The 15,598-nt window shown below is 69.9% G+C and carries 16 protein-coding genes and 1 riboswitch; of the genes, 7 read left to right on the top strand and 9 right to left on the bottom strand.

Annotation, left to right across the window (positions count from 1 at the left end):
• Position 1: 1 nt before the first annotated feature.
• Genes ndk through ASG73_RS09490 form a run of 5 tightly spaced genes read right to left on the bottom strand, consistent with a single transcriptional unit; the run spans position 2 to position 4,753 of the window.
• Entirely contained in the window at positions 2–436 is a 435-nt protein-coding gene (ndk, locus tag ASG73_RS09510) for a nucleoside-diphosphate kinase (RefSeq protein ID WP_055993944.1), read from the bottom strand.
• 14 nt (positions 437–450) lie between these two features.
• Complete coding sequence (locus tag ASG73_RS09505) at positions 451–1,278, bottom strand: undecaprenyl-diphosphate phosphatase (protein ID WP_055993941.1); 828 nt, start codon at positions 1,276–1,278, stop codon at positions 451–453.
• Positions 1,279–1,280: 2 nt separating this feature from the next.
• Positions 1,281–1,676, bottom strand: a complete 396-nt coding sequence (locus ASG73_RS09500) for a DUF4233 domain-containing protein (RefSeq protein ID WP_156466229.1) — start codon at positions 1,674–1,676, stop codon at positions 1,281–1,283.
• 16 nt (positions 1,677–1,692) lie between these two features.
• Positions 1,693–3,135, bottom strand: a complete 1,443-nt coding sequence (locus ASG73_RS09495) for a bifunctional folylpolyglutamate synthase/dihydrofolate synthase (protein ID WP_055993939.1) — start codon at positions 3,133–3,135, stop codon at positions 1,693–1,695.
• 19 nt (positions 3,136–3,154) lie between these two features.
• Positions 3,155–4,753, bottom strand: a complete 1,599-nt coding sequence (locus ASG73_RS09490) for a bifunctional NAD(P)/FAD-dependent oxidoreductase/class I SAM-dependent methyltransferase (RefSeq protein WP_082567120.1) — start codon at positions 4,751–4,753, stop codon at positions 3,155–3,157.
• Positions 4,754–4,841: 88 nt separating this feature from the next.
• Here ASG73_RS09490 and ASG73_RS09485 point away from each other — a divergent pair, with 88 nt between their 5' ends.
• Genes ASG73_RS09485 through ASG73_RS09465 form a run of 5 tightly spaced genes read left to right on the top strand, consistent with a single transcriptional unit; the run spans position 4,842 to position 9,372 of the window.
• Entirely contained in the window at positions 4,842–5,390 is a 549-nt protein-coding gene (locus tag ASG73_RS09485) for a helix-turn-helix domain-containing protein (protein WP_055993937.1), read from the top strand.
• Between the two features lie 56 nt (positions 5,391–5,446).
• Positions 5,447–6,481, top strand: coding sequence for an iron-siderophore ABC transporter substrate-binding protein (locus tag ASG73_RS09480; protein WP_055993935.1), 1,035 nt, complete (start codon positions 5,447–5,449; stop codon positions 6,479–6,481).
• A gap of 10 nt (positions 6,482–6,491) precedes the next feature.
• The gene (locus tag ASG73_RS09475) at positions 6,492–7,511 is read left to right on the top strand and encodes a FecCD family ABC transporter permease (protein WP_200946742.1); all 1,020 of its coding nucleotides are present in this window, start codon (positions 6,492–6,494) and stop codon (positions 7,509–7,511) included.
• Positions 7,508–8,563, top strand: a complete 1,056-nt coding sequence (locus ASG73_RS09470) for a FecCD family ABC transporter permease (RefSeq protein ID WP_055993931.1) — start codon at positions 7,508–7,510, stop codon at positions 8,561–8,563. The genes ASG73_RS09475 and ASG73_RS09470 overlap by 4 nt, the downstream gene beginning before the upstream one ends.
• Positions 8,560–9,372, top strand: a complete 813-nt coding sequence (locus ASG73_RS09465) for an ABC transporter ATP-binding protein (protein WP_156466228.1) — start codon at positions 8,560–8,562, stop codon at positions 9,370–9,372. The genes ASG73_RS09470 and ASG73_RS09465 overlap by 4 nt, the downstream gene beginning before the upstream one ends.
• A gap of 27 nt (positions 9,373–9,399) precedes the next feature.
• On the opposite strand, the gene ASG73_RS09460 is transcribed toward ASG73_RS09465, so the two are convergent.
• A complete protein-coding gene (locus tag ASG73_RS09460) occupies positions 9,400–9,735 on the bottom strand; it encodes a cupin domain-containing protein (RefSeq protein ID WP_055993927.1) in 336 nt (111 codons plus the stop codon).
• Positions 9,736–9,789: 54 nt separating this feature from the next.
• On the opposite strand from ASG73_RS09460, the gene ASG73_RS09455 reads away from it, so the two are divergent.
• A complete protein-coding gene (locus tag ASG73_RS09455; RefSeq protein WP_055993925.1) occupies positions 9,790–10,125 on the top strand; it encodes an ArsR/SmtB family transcription factor in 336 nt (111 codons plus the stop codon).
• A complete protein-coding gene (locus tag ASG73_RS09450; RefSeq protein ID WP_055993923.1) occupies positions 10,122–10,628 on the top strand; it encodes an SRPBCC domain-containing protein in 507 nt (168 codons plus the stop codon). The genes ASG73_RS09455 and ASG73_RS09450 overlap by 4 nt, the downstream gene beginning before the upstream one ends.
• Before the next feature lie 140 nt (positions 10,629–10,768).
• Here the strand turns inward: ASG73_RS09450 and ASG73_RS09445 are convergent, their stop codons facing one another.
• From ASG73_RS09445 to ileS, 3 genes are read right to left on the bottom strand one after another with little or no spacing between them, the layout of a single operon-like run.
• Positions 10,769–11,473 (bottom strand): LrgB family protein, encoded by a 705-nt coding sequence (locus ASG73_RS09445; protein ID WP_055993921.1) that lies wholly within the window; start codon positions 11,471–11,473, stop codon positions 10,769–10,771.
• The gene (locus tag ASG73_RS09440; RefSeq protein ID WP_235499403.1) at positions 11,466–11,834 is read right to left on the bottom strand and encodes a CidA/LrgA family protein; all 369 of its coding nucleotides are present in this window, start codon (positions 11,832–11,834) and stop codon (positions 11,466–11,468) included. Before ASG73_RS09440 ends, ASG73_RS09445 begins: the two co-directional genes overlap by 8 nt.
• Positions 11,835–15,134 (bottom strand): isoleucine--tRNA ligase, encoded by a 3,300-nt coding sequence (gene ileS / locus ASG73_RS09435; protein ID WP_055993919.1) that lies wholly within the window; start codon positions 15,132–15,134, stop codon positions 11,835–11,837.
• A gap of 295 nt (positions 15,135–15,429) precedes the next feature.
• Positions 15,430–15,495, top strand: a riboswitch (cobalamin riboswitch).
• Positions 15,496–15,598 lie beyond the last annotated feature (103 nt).

Below are 15,598 nucleotides of genomic sequence, written 5' to 3'. Positions count from 1 at the left end.
GTCAGAGGCTCGGGAACCAGATGCCGATCTCGCGGGCAGCGGACTCCGGGGAGTCAGAGCCGTGGACGATGTTCTCGTCCACGGTGCCGGCCCACTTGCGCCCGAGGTCACCACGGATGGTGCCGGGGGCGGCCTCGGTCGGCTTGGTCGCGCCGGCGAGGGAGCGGAAGCCCTTGATGCACTCCTGGCCCTCGATGACGACGGCCGCGACGGGGCCGGAGGCCATGAAGTCCAGGAGCGGCTCGTAGAAGGGCTTGCCCTCGTGCTCGGCGTAGTGCGCTGCCAGCTGCTCACGGGTCGGGGTGAGGACGGACAGGGCGGCGAGGGTGTACCCCTTCGCCTCGATCCGGCGGATCACCTCGCCGGTGAGCCCACGACGGAAGCCGTCGGGCTTGACGAGGATGAGGGAACGTTCGGTCTGCGCAGTCTCGGTCACGGGGCCCAGCGTAGTCACGCGGCGATCGTGCCCGTACCCAGCAGGGCGAAGAGGCCGAGTGCCAGCAGGATCCGGTAGATCATGAAGGGGGTGAAGGTGTGCGTCGTGATGTACCGCATGAACCACGCGATGACCGCGTAGCCGACGAGGAAGGCGATGACGGTCGCGACGATGATCGGCCCCCAGCCGGTCTCCCCCGTGCCCTCGCCACCGGCGATCTTGACGACCTGCAGGCCGCCCGAGGCGATGACGGCAGGGATGGCGAGCAGGAAGCTGTAGCGGGCGGCCGTCACACGGGTGTAGCCCATGAAGAGACCACCGGCGATGGTGCCGCCGCTGCGGGAGACGCCCGGGATGAGCGCCAGGGCCTGCCACAGGCCGTAGAAGATGCCGTGCTTCCACGTCAGGTCGGTCAGCTCACGGCGCTGCGTGCCGACCCGCTCGGCGACCATGATCACGATCGCGAAGACGAGCAGCATGGTCGCGGTGATCCACAGGCTGCGCAGCGAGGTCTCGATCTGGTCCTGGAACAGGACGCCGAGCAGGCCGATGGGGATGGTGCCGATGATGACCAGCCAGCCCATGCGCACGTCGGGGTCGTCCTTGGCGACCTTGCCCGCGAGCGCGAGGAACCACTTGCGGATGATCGTGGTGATGTCGCGCCAGAAGTAGATGACGACCGCGGCCTCGGTCCCGAGCTGGGTGATGGCGGTGAAGGCGGCGCCGGGGTCACCCTGGCCGAGCAGCTGGCCGACGATCGAGACGTGCGCGCTGGAGCTCACGGGGAGGAACTCGGTGAGTCCCTGGACGAGTCCGAGGATCGCGGCGGTGATGAGGTCCAAGGTCAGTTCTCCTGCTGGGTCATGGCGCGGGCGGCCTGTTCACGATCGACACGTCGACCGACTCGCTGGCAGTAGCCGTAGAGCAGGGCGAAGACGAGGCCGACGACGAACATCATGCCGACGAAGAACCCGGACAAGATGGAAAGAACCTGAACGACCCATCCGAGCGCCGGGCCGAAGGGGCGACGCATGAGTCCGGCAGCGACGATCGCGAGGACCGCCAGGATGCACAGCAGGACGAAGGGGGTCAGTCCCGCGACCACTGCACCCTGGTCCGGGTGGAGCCCTCGGCTGGTCAGGGCACCGAAGAAGATGACCAGCCCCTGGCCACCGAGGACGGTGGCGAGCATCCGCCACATGAACTTGCCCTGGGGGCGCGGGCGGGTCTGTGGAGTCACGGGGGTCAAGGGTAGGTCAGTCCTCGTCCTCGACCTCGACGGGCACCTCGAGGGGACGCCGCGTGGGCTGCTCGACGTCGGTGACGCCCAGGAGCAGGCGCACCTCGGCGACGGTGACGATCGAGCCGGTCGCGACGACACCACCGGCGACTCCCCCTTCGTCCGCCAGCTGGGCCGCATGGTCCAGCGCGTCGGGCAGCTCGGCGATGACGGTGACGCGGTGGTCGCCGAAGACCTCGGCGGCGATCTCACCGAGACGGTCCGGGCGCATCGCGCGCGGCGAGGTGGAGCGGGTGACGACGACCTCGTCGAGGGCGGGCTCGAGCGCCTCGAGGATGCCGACGACGTCCTTGTCCTTGAAGATCGAGACCACACCGACGAGGTGGCTGAAGGTGAAGGAGTCCCCGAGCGCCTCGGCGAGGACCGCTGCACCGTGCGGGTTGTGGGCCGCGTCGAGGATGACGGTGGGGCTGCGGCGCACGATCTCCAGACGTCCCGGGGAGGTGGCCGAGGCCAGTCCGGCGGCGAGGACCTCCTCGGCGAGGGGTTGCTCTCCCCCGCCGATGAAGGCCTCGACGGCAGCGACCGCGAGCGCGGCATTGCTCGCCTGGTGGGCGCCGTGCAGGTTGAGCAGCAGGTCCGGGTGCTCGCCGGCGATGCCCCGCAAGGAGATCAGCTGACCGCCGACGGCCACCTCGCGGGTGAGCACGCCGAAGTCGACGCCCTCCACCTTGAGCTGGGCGCCGACCTCCTCGGCCCGCTCGCGCAGGATGTCGAGGACCTCCTGGTCCTGGGGTGCGCTCACGGCGATGGCGTCGGGGTGGATGATCCCGGACTTCTCGGTGGCGATCTCCTCGACCGTGTCGCCGAGGAAGTGCTGGTGGTCGATGCCGATCGGCGTGATGACCGCGACGTCGGCCTCGACGACATTGGTGGCGTCCCACGAGCCGCCCATGCCGACCTCGACGATCGCGACGTCCACCGGCGCGTCGGCGAAGGCGGCGTAGGCGAGCGCGACGAGCACCTCGAAGTAGGTCATCCGCGGGCCGTCCTCGGACGCCGAGCGGGTGTCGACCGCGTCGACGAAGGGGGCGATGTCCGCCCACGCGTCGAGGAAGGCCTCGCGGGTGATCAGCTCGCCGCCGATGGTGATCCGCTCGCGGATGTCCTGCAGGTGCGGGGAGGTGAACCGCCCGGTCTTCAGGCCCGACTCGCGCAGGATCGACTCGATGATCCGTGCCGTGGACGTCTTGCCGTTGGTCCCCGTGACGTGGATGACGGGGAAGGTGCGCTGCGGCTCGCCGAGCAGGTCCATGACCGCACGGATGCGGTCGAGGCTGGGCTCCAGGTCGTGCTCGGGCGCGCGCTCGAGGATGTTGTCCTCGACCTGACGCATCCGCTTGCGCAGCTCGAGATCGGCGGTGGCCTGCCGCTGGGCGGCATCGGGGGCGGGACTCATACGGGCGATTGTCCCATCGTCACACCGTCCGCCGCGCATGCAGGACGACGTCGTGCACGTGCTGGGTGGAGGCCGCGCCGGCCGGGCGCTCCCGACGATCGTCGACCTCGATGGTCCAGCCCGGCCGCTCGACGATGGCTGCCACCAGCTCCTCGGTGCGGACGAAGGCCTTGTGGTCGAAGGGCCGGGTCTGCTCGACGTCGCCCCGGTCGGCGGCCGCGTCCATGTCCTGCGTGTCGTGGTTGATGACCACGAGGCGACCGCCCGGTGCGACGGCGTCGAGCACGTTGGCCACACCGCGCCCGTCCGGGGTGCGTGGGAAGGAGGCGTAGGCCGCGGTGACCAGGTCGTGCTGCACGCCGCCGAAGGGGTCGCAGGCGTTGGCGTCGGCCTGCCGCAGCGCGATCTCGAGCCCGCGGTCGCGAGCGGCCGCACCGACCCGCTCCAACGCGAGGGTGGAGATGTCGCTGGCCGTCACCTGCCAGCCTTGCTGCGCCAGCCAGACGGCGTCGCCCCCTTCGCCGGCACCGACGTCGAGGGCGGAGCCGGGCGTCAGACCCTCGACCTCGGCGACGAGCGACCCGTTGGGGTTGCCACTCCACTGCAGGTCGCCGGAGTAGCGCCCGTCCCAGTCCGCCGCGTGGGCGCTGGGCCGGGCCGCGGCCTCCAGGTCCTCGTGGGCCAGGTCGAAGCTGACCATGCTGCCCACCCTGGAGCCGGCGGCGGCGGTCGGCAGGACCTGGAGCATGGGCTCCGCGATGCTCCCCGCGGCGTAGACCCCGGCGATGGCGGTCGCGCCGGTCATCGGGTCGGCCTCGACGTACGTGGCGACCCCGCTCGGGTGGTCGCTGGCGACCAGACCCACCCCGACGAAGGGGGCGACCCGGGCGTGCAGGCGGGTCCCGATGAGGATGGTGTCGGCATCGACCAGGCTGCCGTCCTCGAGCCGGATGCCGCGCAGCGCCCCGCCCTCGTCGCTGACGACCTCGGCGGCCCGGGCCACGACGACGCGCACCCCGGCATCCCGGAGAGTCTGCAGCTGCGGCTCGTCGGCCGCGACGCCGTCGTGCACGATCACGGTGAGGTCGTCGGTGAGCTGACGGAGCAACGGGATCGGGTGCAGCCCCATGGGCGAGGTCACGAGCGAGACGATCCGTTGGTCGCGGGCCTCGTAGCCGTGGCAGAAGGGGCAGTGGATGACCGCGCCGCCCCAGTGCTGCGCCAGCCCGGGCACATCGGGCAGCTCGTCGGTCAGGCCGGTCGCGGCGATGACGCGGCGGGCGTGCACGACGTGGCCGCCGCTGAGCTCGATGCGGAAGCCGCCATCCTCACGTGTGACGGCGCTGGCCCGGCCGGTGAGGACCTCGGCGCCGTAGGAGCGCACCTCCTCGCGCCCGATCCGCAGGAAGTCGGCGGGCGAGCGCCCCTCGTGGCCGAGGTAGCTGTGCATCTGGTCGGCAGGGGCATTGCGCGGCTCACCGGAGTCGATGACGATCACGGACCGGCGCTGCCGGGAGAGCTGCAGGGTCGCGGCGAGGCCGGCGGCGGAGCCGCCGACAACGGCCACGTCGACGTGACGCTCGATGACGGACGGGGTGCTGTGGTGGTGGGTGCTCATGACTTCACCGTAGATCGATCTGGCGTATAGTGCATACTTCCTTGCACTATTCGCAAACACCGCGGTGCCCTGACCGCACGGAGGACCCATGAGCGAGATCGAGCAGACCGTCCGCACCCGCCTGCGTGGCCTGCGACGGGCGCAGTCGCTCTCCCTCGACGACCTGGCCGGGCGCTCCCACCTCAGCCCGTCGACGATCAGCCGCATCGAGACCGGCAAGCGGGCCATCAGCCTGGACGTGCTCCTGCCGCTGGCCCGGGCCCTGCGCACGGACGTCGAGACCCTGCTCGCCGAGGACATCGACGAGGACGTCGTCATCCGCCCGACACCGACGCGCGAGGAGGGTCGCACCACCTGGATGCTCACCAAGGCCACGGGCACCACGACCGCGATGAAGGTGCGTCTGGAGCCGAGTAGCCGCAGGCCCGAGCAGCAGGTCCACCCCGGGCACGACTGGTTCTTCGTCCTCGAGGGCCGCGTCCAGCTCTTCCTCGGCGACCGGGTCGTCATGGTCGAGACGGGAGAGGCCGCCGAGTTCGAGACGATGACCCCACACTCCTTCGTCGCCACCGGCGGGCCGGCCGAGGTGATCATGATCTTCGACCGGGACGGACACCGGGTGCATCGTCACGACTGATGGAAGTAGTAGGTTAGCCTCGCCTAACCATCCATCGATCGACCAGAGGTTCCGCTATGCCCCTGCCCCGCCTGCGCACCGCCGGTGCCGCCACCCTCATGACCGCCGCCCTCGCCCTCAGTGCCTGCGGCAGCTCCGACGCCCCCGATGCCGCTGCGACATCCGGCGGCTCTGGTGACGGCGCCTTCCCCGTGAGCATCAAGTCCACCCTCGGCACCGCCGAGATCACCGAGAAGCCCGAGAAGGTCGTCACCCTCGGTCAGGGTTCGACCGAGACCTCGATCGCCCTGGGCGCCATCCCGGTGGGCATGGAGGAGTACGCGTGGGCCGCCGACAAGACGGGCTACACCCCGTGGGTCCACGAGGCCGTCACGGACGAAGGGGGCAAGCTGCCCCAGTTCGTCGGCGCCGGTGAGGAGCTCGACCTGGAAAAGATCGTCGAGCTCGACCCCGACGTCATCCTCGCGCCCTGGTCGGGCATCACCCAGGAGCAGTACGACGCGCTGGACGCCATCGCCCCGACGGTCGCCTACCCGGACAAGGCGTGGAGCATCGACTGGGACCAGCAGATCGAGATCATCGGCAAGGCACTGGGTGAGCAGGATGCCGCCAAGGGCCTGATCACCGATCTCGACACGCAGCTGGCCGACGAGGCCAAGAAGCACCCCGAGTGGGCCGACTACTCCTTCTCGTACGTCTACACCACGCCCGACACCCTCGGTGTCTTCCTGCCGACCGAGCAGCGCGCCGACATCGTGCGCAAGCTCGGCCTCAAGAGCGACCCGGCCATCAAGAAGCTGAAGGAGACCGAGGGCACCGACTCTGCGGTCATCGGGTACGAGAACGCCGACAAGCTCAATGACAGCGACCTGATCTTCACCTTCTACAGCGACCCGAAGGCCAAGAAGCAGGCGCTGGACAACGACCTCTACGCCTCGATCCCGGCGATCAAGCAGGGCGCCGTCGTCTCCAGCGACGACAACGCCTTCGTCACGGCCTCCTCGATGATCAACCCGCTCACCGTGCCGTACACGCTCGAGCGCTACCCCGAGATGATCGACAAGGCCATCGCCAAGGCCGACAAGAAGTGATCCTGCGCTGGTGACGAGCAGAACCACCGCCCGACGCACCCCGCGGACCGTCCTGGTCCTCGCGGGGTGCGTCGTGGTGCTCGCCCTCGTCTGCCTGCTCTCCCTCGCCGTCGGCTCGAAATCCACCTCGCTGCCCGAGGTGATCGGCGCGCTCACCGGGCGCCCCGACACCTACCTGGCGACGGTCCTCGACTCGCGCATCGAGCGCACCCTCCTGGCCCTCGGGGTGGGGGCTGCACTGGCGCTGTCCGGGGCCCTGATGCAAGGGGTGACGTCCAACCCGCTCGCCGACCCGGGGCTGCTGGGCATCAATGCCGGCGCGGCTGCCGCGATGGTCACCGCCAGCGCCTTCTTCGGGATCGCCACGGGCTCGCCCGCCTCGGCGTGGGTGGCCCTGCTCGGCGGTGGGATCGCAGCCGTCGTCGTCCACACGATCGGCACCGTGGGTGGCGCAGGCGCGAGCCTCGTGCGCCTCGTCCTCGCCGGCGCGGTCGTCGCGGCCGTGCTCAATGCCTATGTCCAAGGGCTCGCCCTGTCGATGCCGCAACACTTCGACAGCTACCGCTTCTGGGTCGTCGGCTCCCTGGGCGACGGCGGCCTCGACCACCTGAGGTCCGTGGGCCCCTTCCTCGTCGTGGGGCTGGTCCTGGCTCTCCTCTCGGCGAGCGGCCTCAACGCCCTGGCCCTGGGCTCGGAGACCGCGACCGGGCTGGGCGTCAACACGACCCTGCTGCGCGTCACGGCACTCGGTGCGGCGACCCTGCTCTGTGCGGCGGCCACCGCGGCCGTGGGACCGATCGCCTTCGTCGGCCTGGCCGTGCCCCACATCGTGCGCTCCCTGGTCGGTCTCGACGTGCGCCGACAGCTCCTCACCTGCCTGCTCGTCGGACCGATCGTCCTGCTCGGGGCGGACATCATCGGTCGGGTCGTGCTGCGACCTCAGGAGCTGATGGTGGGCGTCGTGACCGCGTTCGTGGGCGCCCCGGTGCTCCTGCTGGCCGTCCGACGCCTCGGGAAGCGGGCCGCGTGAGCACCCCGTGGACCATCTCCGAGCCGGTCGTTCGCCTGGGTCGCCATGTGCAGCTGCCCGTGCGGCGAAGGGCGGTCCTCCTGGGCCTCGTCCTCCTCACCCTCGTCGTCGGCGCCGTCCTCGCCACGTTGTCGTTGGGTCGCCTGGGCATCCCTGTCATCGAGCTCCCGGCGAGCATCGTCGATGTCCTCGGCGGGGACGCGCAGGGCAAGGCCAACTTCGTCCTGGGCAACCTGCGTGGGCCGCGGCTGGTCGTCGCTCTCGGTGCGGGCGCGGCCCTGGGAGCCTCCGGCGCGCTCTTCCAGTCGGTGACGCGCAATCCCCTCGGCAGCCCCGATGTCATCGGGGTGAGCGCCGGCGCCGGGGCCGGGGCGGCCTTCGTCGGCCTGCTCATGCCGAGCGCCACGTCCATCGTCCTCGGCTCCGTGGCCGGCGCCGCGCTCGCCGTGGGGCTGGTGGCCGTGAGCACCGGGACCGGCCTGTCCAACCCGATGCGGATGATCCTCGCCGGTATCGGTGTCTCGGCGATGGCCTACGCCTTCACCCAGTACGTCGTCTACGTCGTGGCCCGGGACAAGGCCTCGGTGCTGGCGGCCTACATCAACGGCAGCCTGAATGCGCGCGGCTGGGATCAGGCGGCGACGATCTGGATCATCCTCGCCCTGACCGCGGTGCCCTTGGCGCTGCTGTCGGTGCCCCTGGGGATGACCGAGATGGGCGCCGAGGTCGCGGCCGCCCTCGGCGTGGAGGCAGGCGCCGTCCGGCGCTGGGCCGTCCTCCTCTCGGTCCTGCTTGCCGGCGGCGCCGTCGCGGTCGCGGGACCGATCTCCTTCGTTGCCCTGACCGCACCCCACATCACCCGCCGGCTGGCCCACAGCGCCCGACCTCTGCTCGGCCTGTCGGCCGTCACGGGCGCCCTCCTGCTCGTCCTGGCCGACCTGGCCACCCAGCAGGTCCCGCTCTTCGACGGGCTGCCCGTGGGCATCCTCACCCTCGCGATCGGCGGCGTCTACCTCGGCGTCCTGCTGGTCGGTGAATGGAGAAAGTCATGACACCCCCTTCGCCCCTCGCGGCCGAGCAGATCACCGTCGGCTACGGCGGTGACCCGGTCATCCACGACCTCGACCTCGACGTCCGGCAAGGCGACTTCATGGTCATCGTCGGTCCCAACGGATGCGGCAAGTCGACACTGCTCAAGACCCTCGCCCGGGTCAACACGCCATCGACCGGGCAGGTCCGGCTGGACGGCGAGGACGTGCACAGGATGCGCGGTCGCGCTGTTGCCAGGCGGGTCTCGCTGCTGCCGCAGAGCGCCGTCGCGCCAGAGGGGATCACGGTGGCCGAGCTCGTCGCCAGAGGTCGACACCCGCACCACTCGCTGCTGCGGCAGTGGTCGCCCGACGACGAGAGCGCCATCGCCGCGGCGCTGGAACGCACCCACCTGACCGATCTCGCTGACACTGCTGTCGACTCACTCTCCGGCGGGCAGCGACAGCGCGCCTGGGTCGCGATGGTGCTCGCGCAGGACACCGAGGTGATCCTGCTCGACGAGCCGACGACCTTCCTCGACATCGCCCACCAGTACGAGCTGCTCGAGCTCTTCGGCGAGCTCAACCGCGAGGGCCGCACGATCGTCGCAGTGCTGCACGACCTCAATCAGGCGGCTCGCTTCGCCTCACGTCTGGTCGTCATGAGCACGGGGAGGATCCGGGGTGACGGCGACCCGGCCACGGTCCTTACGGCCGAGCTCGTGCGCGACGTCTTCGGCCTCGCCGCAGACGTCGTCGCCGACCCGCAGTCCGGCACTCCGATGATCATCCCCCACGTGCGTCCCGGCGCCACCCAGACCGCATCTCGTTGAGGTCGTGCGCCCGCGGTGCGCATCTCCTCAAGGTCGTGCGGCCGGGTCAAGCATCACGAGCTGGAAGATCGCGTCGGTGACACCACGGACCTCGTGCGGCACCCCGGCGTCCAGGTTTGCGGCGACGCCGGCCGTCAGCGTGACCGACTGCTCCCCCGCGACGAACTCGACCGTGCCGGAGAGGCACTGGACGAGAATCGGGAAGGCGGCCGTGTGCTCGGCCAGCACCTGCCCAGCGGCGAAGCGCATCATCACCACGCGCGCGCCGTGGCCGATGAGGGCCTTCTTCACACCGGGCCGGTCCCCCTTGCCCTCGGGAGCAAGCTCCAGCAGTCCGTCCGCGGAGTACAAGGTGGTGTCCATACCCCTCAGGCTATCCATTGACAGGTGACCATATGGTCACCTAATGTCGATGGCGTGACCGATGACGACCTCGTGTTCAAGGCTCTGGCGGACCCCGTCCGCCGGATCCTGCTGGACGCACTCTTCGAGCAGGACGGGCGGACCCAGTCGCAGCTCGAGGCCGTCGTGCGCGAGCACGTGGAGATGACGAGGTTCGGGGTGGCCAAGCACCTGCGGCTGCTCGAGGAAGCGAACCTCGTCGTCACCCGCAAGGAGGGACGGAGCAAGCTGCACCACCTCAACGCCGTCCCCATCAGGGCGATCCACGACCGGTGGATCGGCAAGTACACGGCGGCGCGGGTCTCCGCGCTGCTCGATCTGAAGCGAGCACTGGAAGAGGACGAGTCATGAGCGAGACCCAGATCCACCGCATCTTCATCAACGCGACGCCGGAGCGCGTGTGGGAGGCGATCACGACCCCGGAGTTCAGCCGGCTCTACGGATACACCGGCGACGTCTCCTACGACCTCTCCCCCGGCGGCCACTTCGAGCACCGAGCCAGCGAGGAGATGAGGTCGATGAACATGCCCGATGTCGTCGTCACGGGCGAGGTGCTCGAGTCCGACCCGCCGCGCCGGCTCGTGCAGACCTGGGGTCCGGTCTGGATCCAGGACGAGGAGCCGGGCACCGTCACCTGGGACATCGAACCCACCGCGGACGGCGCCACCAGACTCACCCTCACGCACGACCTCACCGGTCGCCCGACGACCGCCGAGCAGGTCGCCGGCAACCCCGACCCGATGGGCGCCGGTGGCGGCGGCTGGCCATGGGTCCTCTCCGGCATCAAGTCGGTCCTCGAGACCGGCCAGCCGATGGAGGACGGGGTCTGGGAGCGGCAGGCCGACGCCGTCTGACCACGACGAAGGGGGTCGGTCGCCATCGCGGTGACCGACCCCCTTCGCCCGCCTGCATGCACTGCCGCCCGTCTGCATTGCCCTATGGCAATGCAGACGAACGGCCAGCAAACCTGCATTGCCATAGGGCAATGCAGACGTCAGATCAGGGCCACGACCACCGGTACGAGCAGGCTCGTCAGGAGTGCGGTCAGACCCATGGCCAGTCCCGCGAAGGCGCCCTCGACGATGCTGTCGTGCAGCGAGCGCGAGGTGCCGACGCCATGGGAGGCCGCGCCCATCGCCAGCCCGCGGACGCGTCGGTCCTGCACCCCGAGACGGTCGAGGACCCACGGTCCGAAGACCGCCCCGAGCATCCCGGCGAGCATGGTGAAGACCGCGACGAGGGCGGGCACCCCACCGATGTTTTCCGCGATGCCGATCGCGACCGGTGTCGTCGCGGCCTTGGGGGCGATGGTGTTCTCCAGCGCCTCCCCTCCCCCGAGGGCACGCACGGTGAGGACCGCAGACCCGATCGAGACGAGGGCACCCGCGGGCAGGGCGACGGCCAGGGGCAGGGCCATCTCCCGCAGGTGGTGTGCCTGTCGGTGCAGCGGGACCGCCAACGCGACCGTCGCCGGTCCGAGCACGAGGTGGATCAGCGACCCCCCGCTCATGTACACGTCGTAGTCGATGCCGAGCACCGAGAGCAGCGCGATGATGAGCGCCGCGGCGACCAGCACCGGTTGCGCGACCGGGTGGCCTTGCGTGCGGGCACGCACCCACAGTCCCGCCCGGTAGGCCAGCAGGGTCACGAAGACCCACGTGAGCGGCGAGTCCCGCAGGAAGTCGAGCGCCTCAGTCACCGACCTCGCCCCCCGTCGTCCGTCGGGTCATCCGCGAGGCCAGCACCGCCACGGTCACCAGACCCGCCGCCCAGGAGAGCACGAGGCCACCGCTGATCGGCAGCCACTGACGACCGAGGTCGGAGACGTGGACCATGATCCCCACCGAGACGGGCACGAAGAACAGCTGCAGATGGCGCAGCAGCCCGTCGGAGAAGCGCAGAGTCCCTGACTCGGGACCCGGCCGGCGCAGGGACAGCACCCCGAAGAGGAGCACCATCCCCACGACGGGACCGGGGATCGAGAGCCCGAGCAAGCGCACGAGGACCTCGCCGACGAGCTGGCAGCCCAAGAGCCAGAGCAGCCCGCCCAACACGCCCACTCAGATCCTGCTGACCTTGATCCGCACCTGCTCGCTCCCGGAGAGCTCGGTCTCGATGACGCCGTCCTTCAGCGGCAAGGCCTCGAGCGTGGGAGCGGAGCCGAACTGACCGGCCAGGGTCTCGTCGACGATGAGGCCCTGGTGGGCGACGGTCGCCTCCCACACTCGCTGCGACCCGGTGATCGTCAGGCTGATCCGGTCGGAGACCTCCAGGCCGGCCTGCTTGCGGGCCTCCTGCACGGCGCGCACGACATCGCGGGCCAGGCCTTCTGCGGCGAGCTCGTCGGTGACCTCGGTGTCGAGGACGATGAAGCCGCCCACGGACCCGGGGAGCATCGCGGTCGCCCGCTGGCTCCCTTCGTCATCGGCCGCGATGGTCTCGAGCGTGTACTCGCCCTCGACCAGGTCGATGCCGCCGGCGGTCACGGTGCCGTCGTCGGCGACGGACCAGTCACCGGACTTGGAGCCCTTGATCGCGACCTGCACCTGCTTGCCCAGACGCGGGCCGGCGGCGCGGGCGTTGACCGCGAGCTTCTGGCTCACGCCGAACTCCTGTGCGGCAGAGTCGTCGATGTCGAGCAGGCTCACCTGACGCACGTTGACCTCGTCGGCGATGATCGCGCCGAAGTCCGCGAGACGCTGGGCATCGGGCACGACGACCGTGAGGTCGCGCAGCGGCAGACGGTTGCGCAGCTTGTTGGCCTTGCGCAGACCGCTCGCGGAGCTGCAGACGGCGCGGGCGGTGTCCATCGCCACGACGAGGTCGTGGTCGGCGGGCAGCTGCTCGGCGTCCGGCCAGTCCGCGAGGTGCACGGAGCGCTCCCCCGTCAGCCCGCGCCAGACCTCCTCGGTCGTCAGCGGGAGAAGGGGGGCGGCGACGCGGCAGAGCACCTCGAGCGCCGTGTAGAGGGTGTCGCAGGCAGCCTCCGCGTCGGCCCGATCAGCACCGGTGGCCCAGAACCGCTCGCGGCTGCGCCGGATGTACCAGTTGGTCAGCACGTCGGTGAAGCTGCGCGTCGAGTCGCAGACGCCGGCGATGTCGTAGGCGTCCATGCGCGCCGTGGCGTCCTCGACGAACTCGCGCAGCTTGGCCAGCAGGTACCGGTCGAGCGGGTCGGTGGAGTCCGTCGACCACTTCGCCTCGTAGCCCTCACCCAACGCGTTGGCGTACAGGGAGAAGAAGGACCACGAGCTCCACAGCGGGAGCAGGACCTGCCGCATGCCCTCGCGGATGCCCTGCTCGGTGACGACGAGGTTGCCGCCGCGCAGGATCGGGCTGGACATGAGGAACCAGCGCATCGCGTCGGCGCCGTCGCGGTCGAAGACCTCGGAGACGTCCGGGTAGTTGCGCAGGGACTTGCTCATCTTCTGCCCGTCGTTGCCCAGGACGATGCCGTGGCTGATGACCGACTTGAAGGCCGGTCGGTCGAAGAGCGCCGTGGCCAGGATGTGCAGCGTGTAGAACCAGCCGCGGGTCTGGCCGATGTACTCGACGATGAAGTCGCCCGGGAAGTGGTGCTCGAACCAGTCGGCGTTCTCGAAGGGGTAGTGCACCTGGGCGTAGCTCATCGACCCGGAGTCGAACCACACGTCCAGCACGTCCTCGACGCGGCGCATCGTGCTCTTGCCGGTCGGGTCATCGGGGTTGGGCCGGGTCAGGTCGTCGACGAAGGGGCGGTGCAGGTCAGGCTCGCCGTCGGCGCCGATCGGGAGCCTGCCGAAGTCGCGCTCGATCTCCTCGAAGGAGCCGTAGACGTCCAGGCGCGGGTAGGCCGGGTCGTCGGACTTCCACACCGGCACCGGGCTGCCCCAGAAGCGGTTGCGGGTGATCGACCAGTCGCGCGCATTCTCCAGCCACTTGCCGAACTGCCCGTGCTTGACGTGGTCGGGCGTCCAGGTGATCTGCTCGTTGTTGGCGAGCATCCTGTCCTTGATCGCCGTGACCTCGACGAACCAGGACTCGACGCCCTTGTAGATCAGCGGCTGACGGCAGCGCCAGCAGTGCGGGTAGGAGTGCTCGTAGCTCTCGCGGCGCAGCAGGATCGTGCCGGGGCTGACCGAGTCGGCCTGCTCCCCTCGCGTGGTCGCCTTGAGCGCGTCGATGATCGGGCCATTGGCGTCGAAGACGAGCAGACCGGCGTAGTCGGTGACGGGCACGGTGAAGGTGCCGTCCTTGGCCACCGGCATGACGGCCTCGATGCCCTCGCGGTCGGTGACCTCCTTGTCGACCTCACCGAAGGCGCCGGCGGTGTGGACCATGCCCGTACCGTCGGTCGTCGTCACGGCGTCGTCGGCGGCGACGACGCGGAAGGCGCCCGCGTGCCCGGCGTAGTACGACATCGGAGGGGTGTAGGTGCGGCCCAGCAGCTGGGCGCCGGTGTAGCGGCCGACGATCGTCGGCTCCTCCCCCAGCTCACGGGCGTAGTGACCGAGCCGGGCCTCCGCGAGGACATAGCGAGCAGACCCCCCTTCGACACCGGGGATCGCAGCCTCGACGACGACGTAGTCGATCTCGGAGCCGACCATGACGGCGAGGTGGCTCGGGAGGGTCCACGGGGTCGTCGTCCACACGAGCAGGTGGGCTCCGTCGAGCACCGGGTCCTCGCCGGTCGTGTCCATCTGCAGACCGACGGTGACCGCCGGGTCCTGACGCTGCTGGTAGACGTCGTCGTCCATCCGCAGCTCGTGGTTGGACAGCGGCGTCTCGTCCTGCCAGCAGTACGGCAGCACGCGGAAGCCCTCGTAGACCAGGCCCTTGTCGTACATCGACTTGAAGGCCCAGATGACCGACTCCATGAAGCCGGGGTTGAGCGTCTTGTAGTCGTTGTCGAAGTCGACCCAGCGGGCCTGACGGGTGACGTAGTCGCGCCAGTCACCGGTGTACTTCAGCACGGACTCGCGGCAGACCTCGTTGAACTTCTCGATGCCGAGCTCGCGGATCTCGTCGGTCGTCTTCAGCCCGAGCTGGCGCATCGCCTCGAGCTCGGCCGGCAGACCGTGGGTGTCCCAGCCGAAGCGGCGCTCGACCCGCTTGCCGCGCATCGTCTGGTAGCGCGGGACGACGTCCTTGACGTAGCCGGTGAGCAGGTGGCCGTAGTGCGGCAGTCCGTTGGCGAAGGGCGGTCCGTCGTAGAAGACGAACTCGTTGGCCCCGTCCGTGCCGGTCTCGCGAGCGTCGATGGACGCCTGGAAGGTCCCGTCGGCCTCCCAGTAGCTCAGGACCTGCTTCTCGAGGTCGGGAAAGCTGGGGGACGTGACGACGGTGGTCGCGTCAGTGGTGGAGACCTTGGGGTAGGTCATCGCTGCGGCTCCGGGGGTACTCGGCGTGGTCATTGCCACGAGGACGATGGCTGGGCCACCGCGGTACCACCCCGCTTGTCCACCCCCAACGCGAGCGAAGGGAGAGGACCGCTCTTGGTCGATCGGCCGTCACGTGACCATCCGTCCGGGTCTAGTGAGGACCAACGCCCCTGCATGGGGCCGATCCCGTTCTTCCGGAGGCTCGCCGCTGATGACGGCTCGAACGCCTGTTGGCCCAGTGTAGCCCCGGGGTAGCATGACGACAGCACTGCCGCGAGGCAGTCGCGATCCTCAGGGGAAGCCGGTGCAATTCCGGCGCTGTCCCGCAACCGTGAGCCGCTCGTCGGCAAGCCGGAGCACCTGAGACATCGCGAGGCTCCACCACAACCCGTCGAGGACAACGGGTCGAGCCCGACGCACTCCGCGCCCGGGTCAAGACCAACGGTCCACCCGAAAGGTCGCCA

The organism is Janibacter sp. Soil728 (assembly GCF_001428305.1).
Lineage (GTDB): Bacteria > Actinomycetota > Actinomycetes > Actinomycetales > Dermatophilaceae > Janibacter.
The sequence above is the reverse complement of the archived record's forward strand: the minus strand, read 5'-3'. Positions and strand labels throughout refer to the sequence as shown.

Excerpts from the sequence above, each read along its gene's own strand:
- ileS (WP_055993919.1), bottom strand. The coding sequence starts at position 15,134 with ATGACCTACCCCAAGGTCTCCACCACTGACGCGACCACCGTCGTCACG.
- ASG73_RS09480 (WP_055993935.1), top strand. The coding sequence starts at position 5,447 with ATGCCCCTGCCCCGCCTGCGCACCGCCGGTGCCGCCACCCTCATGACC.
- ASG73_RS09465 (WP_156466228.1), top strand. The coding sequence starts at position 8,560 with ATGACACCCCCTTCGCCCCTCGCGGCCGAGCAGATCACCGTCGGCTAC.
- ASG73_RS09490 (WP_082567120.1), bottom strand. The coding sequence starts at position 4,753 with ATGAGCACCCACCACCACAGCACCCCGTCCGTCATCGAGCGTCACGTC.
- ASG73_RS09450 (WP_055993923.1), top strand. The coding sequence starts at position 10,122 with ATGAGCGAGACCCAGATCCACCGCATCTTCATCAACGCGACGCCGGAG.
- ASG73_RS09460 (WP_055993927.1), bottom strand. The coding sequence starts at position 9,735 with ATGGACACCACCTTGTACTCCGCGGACGGACTGCTGGAGCTTGCTCCC.
- ASG73_RS09485 (WP_055993937.1), top strand. The coding sequence starts at position 4,842 with ATGAGCGAGATCGAGCAGACCGTCCGCACCCGCCTGCGTGGCCTGCGA.
- ASG73_RS09495 (WP_055993939.1), bottom strand. The coding sequence starts at position 3,135 with ATGAGTCCCGCCCCCGATGCCGCCCAGCGGCAGGCCACCGCCGATCTC.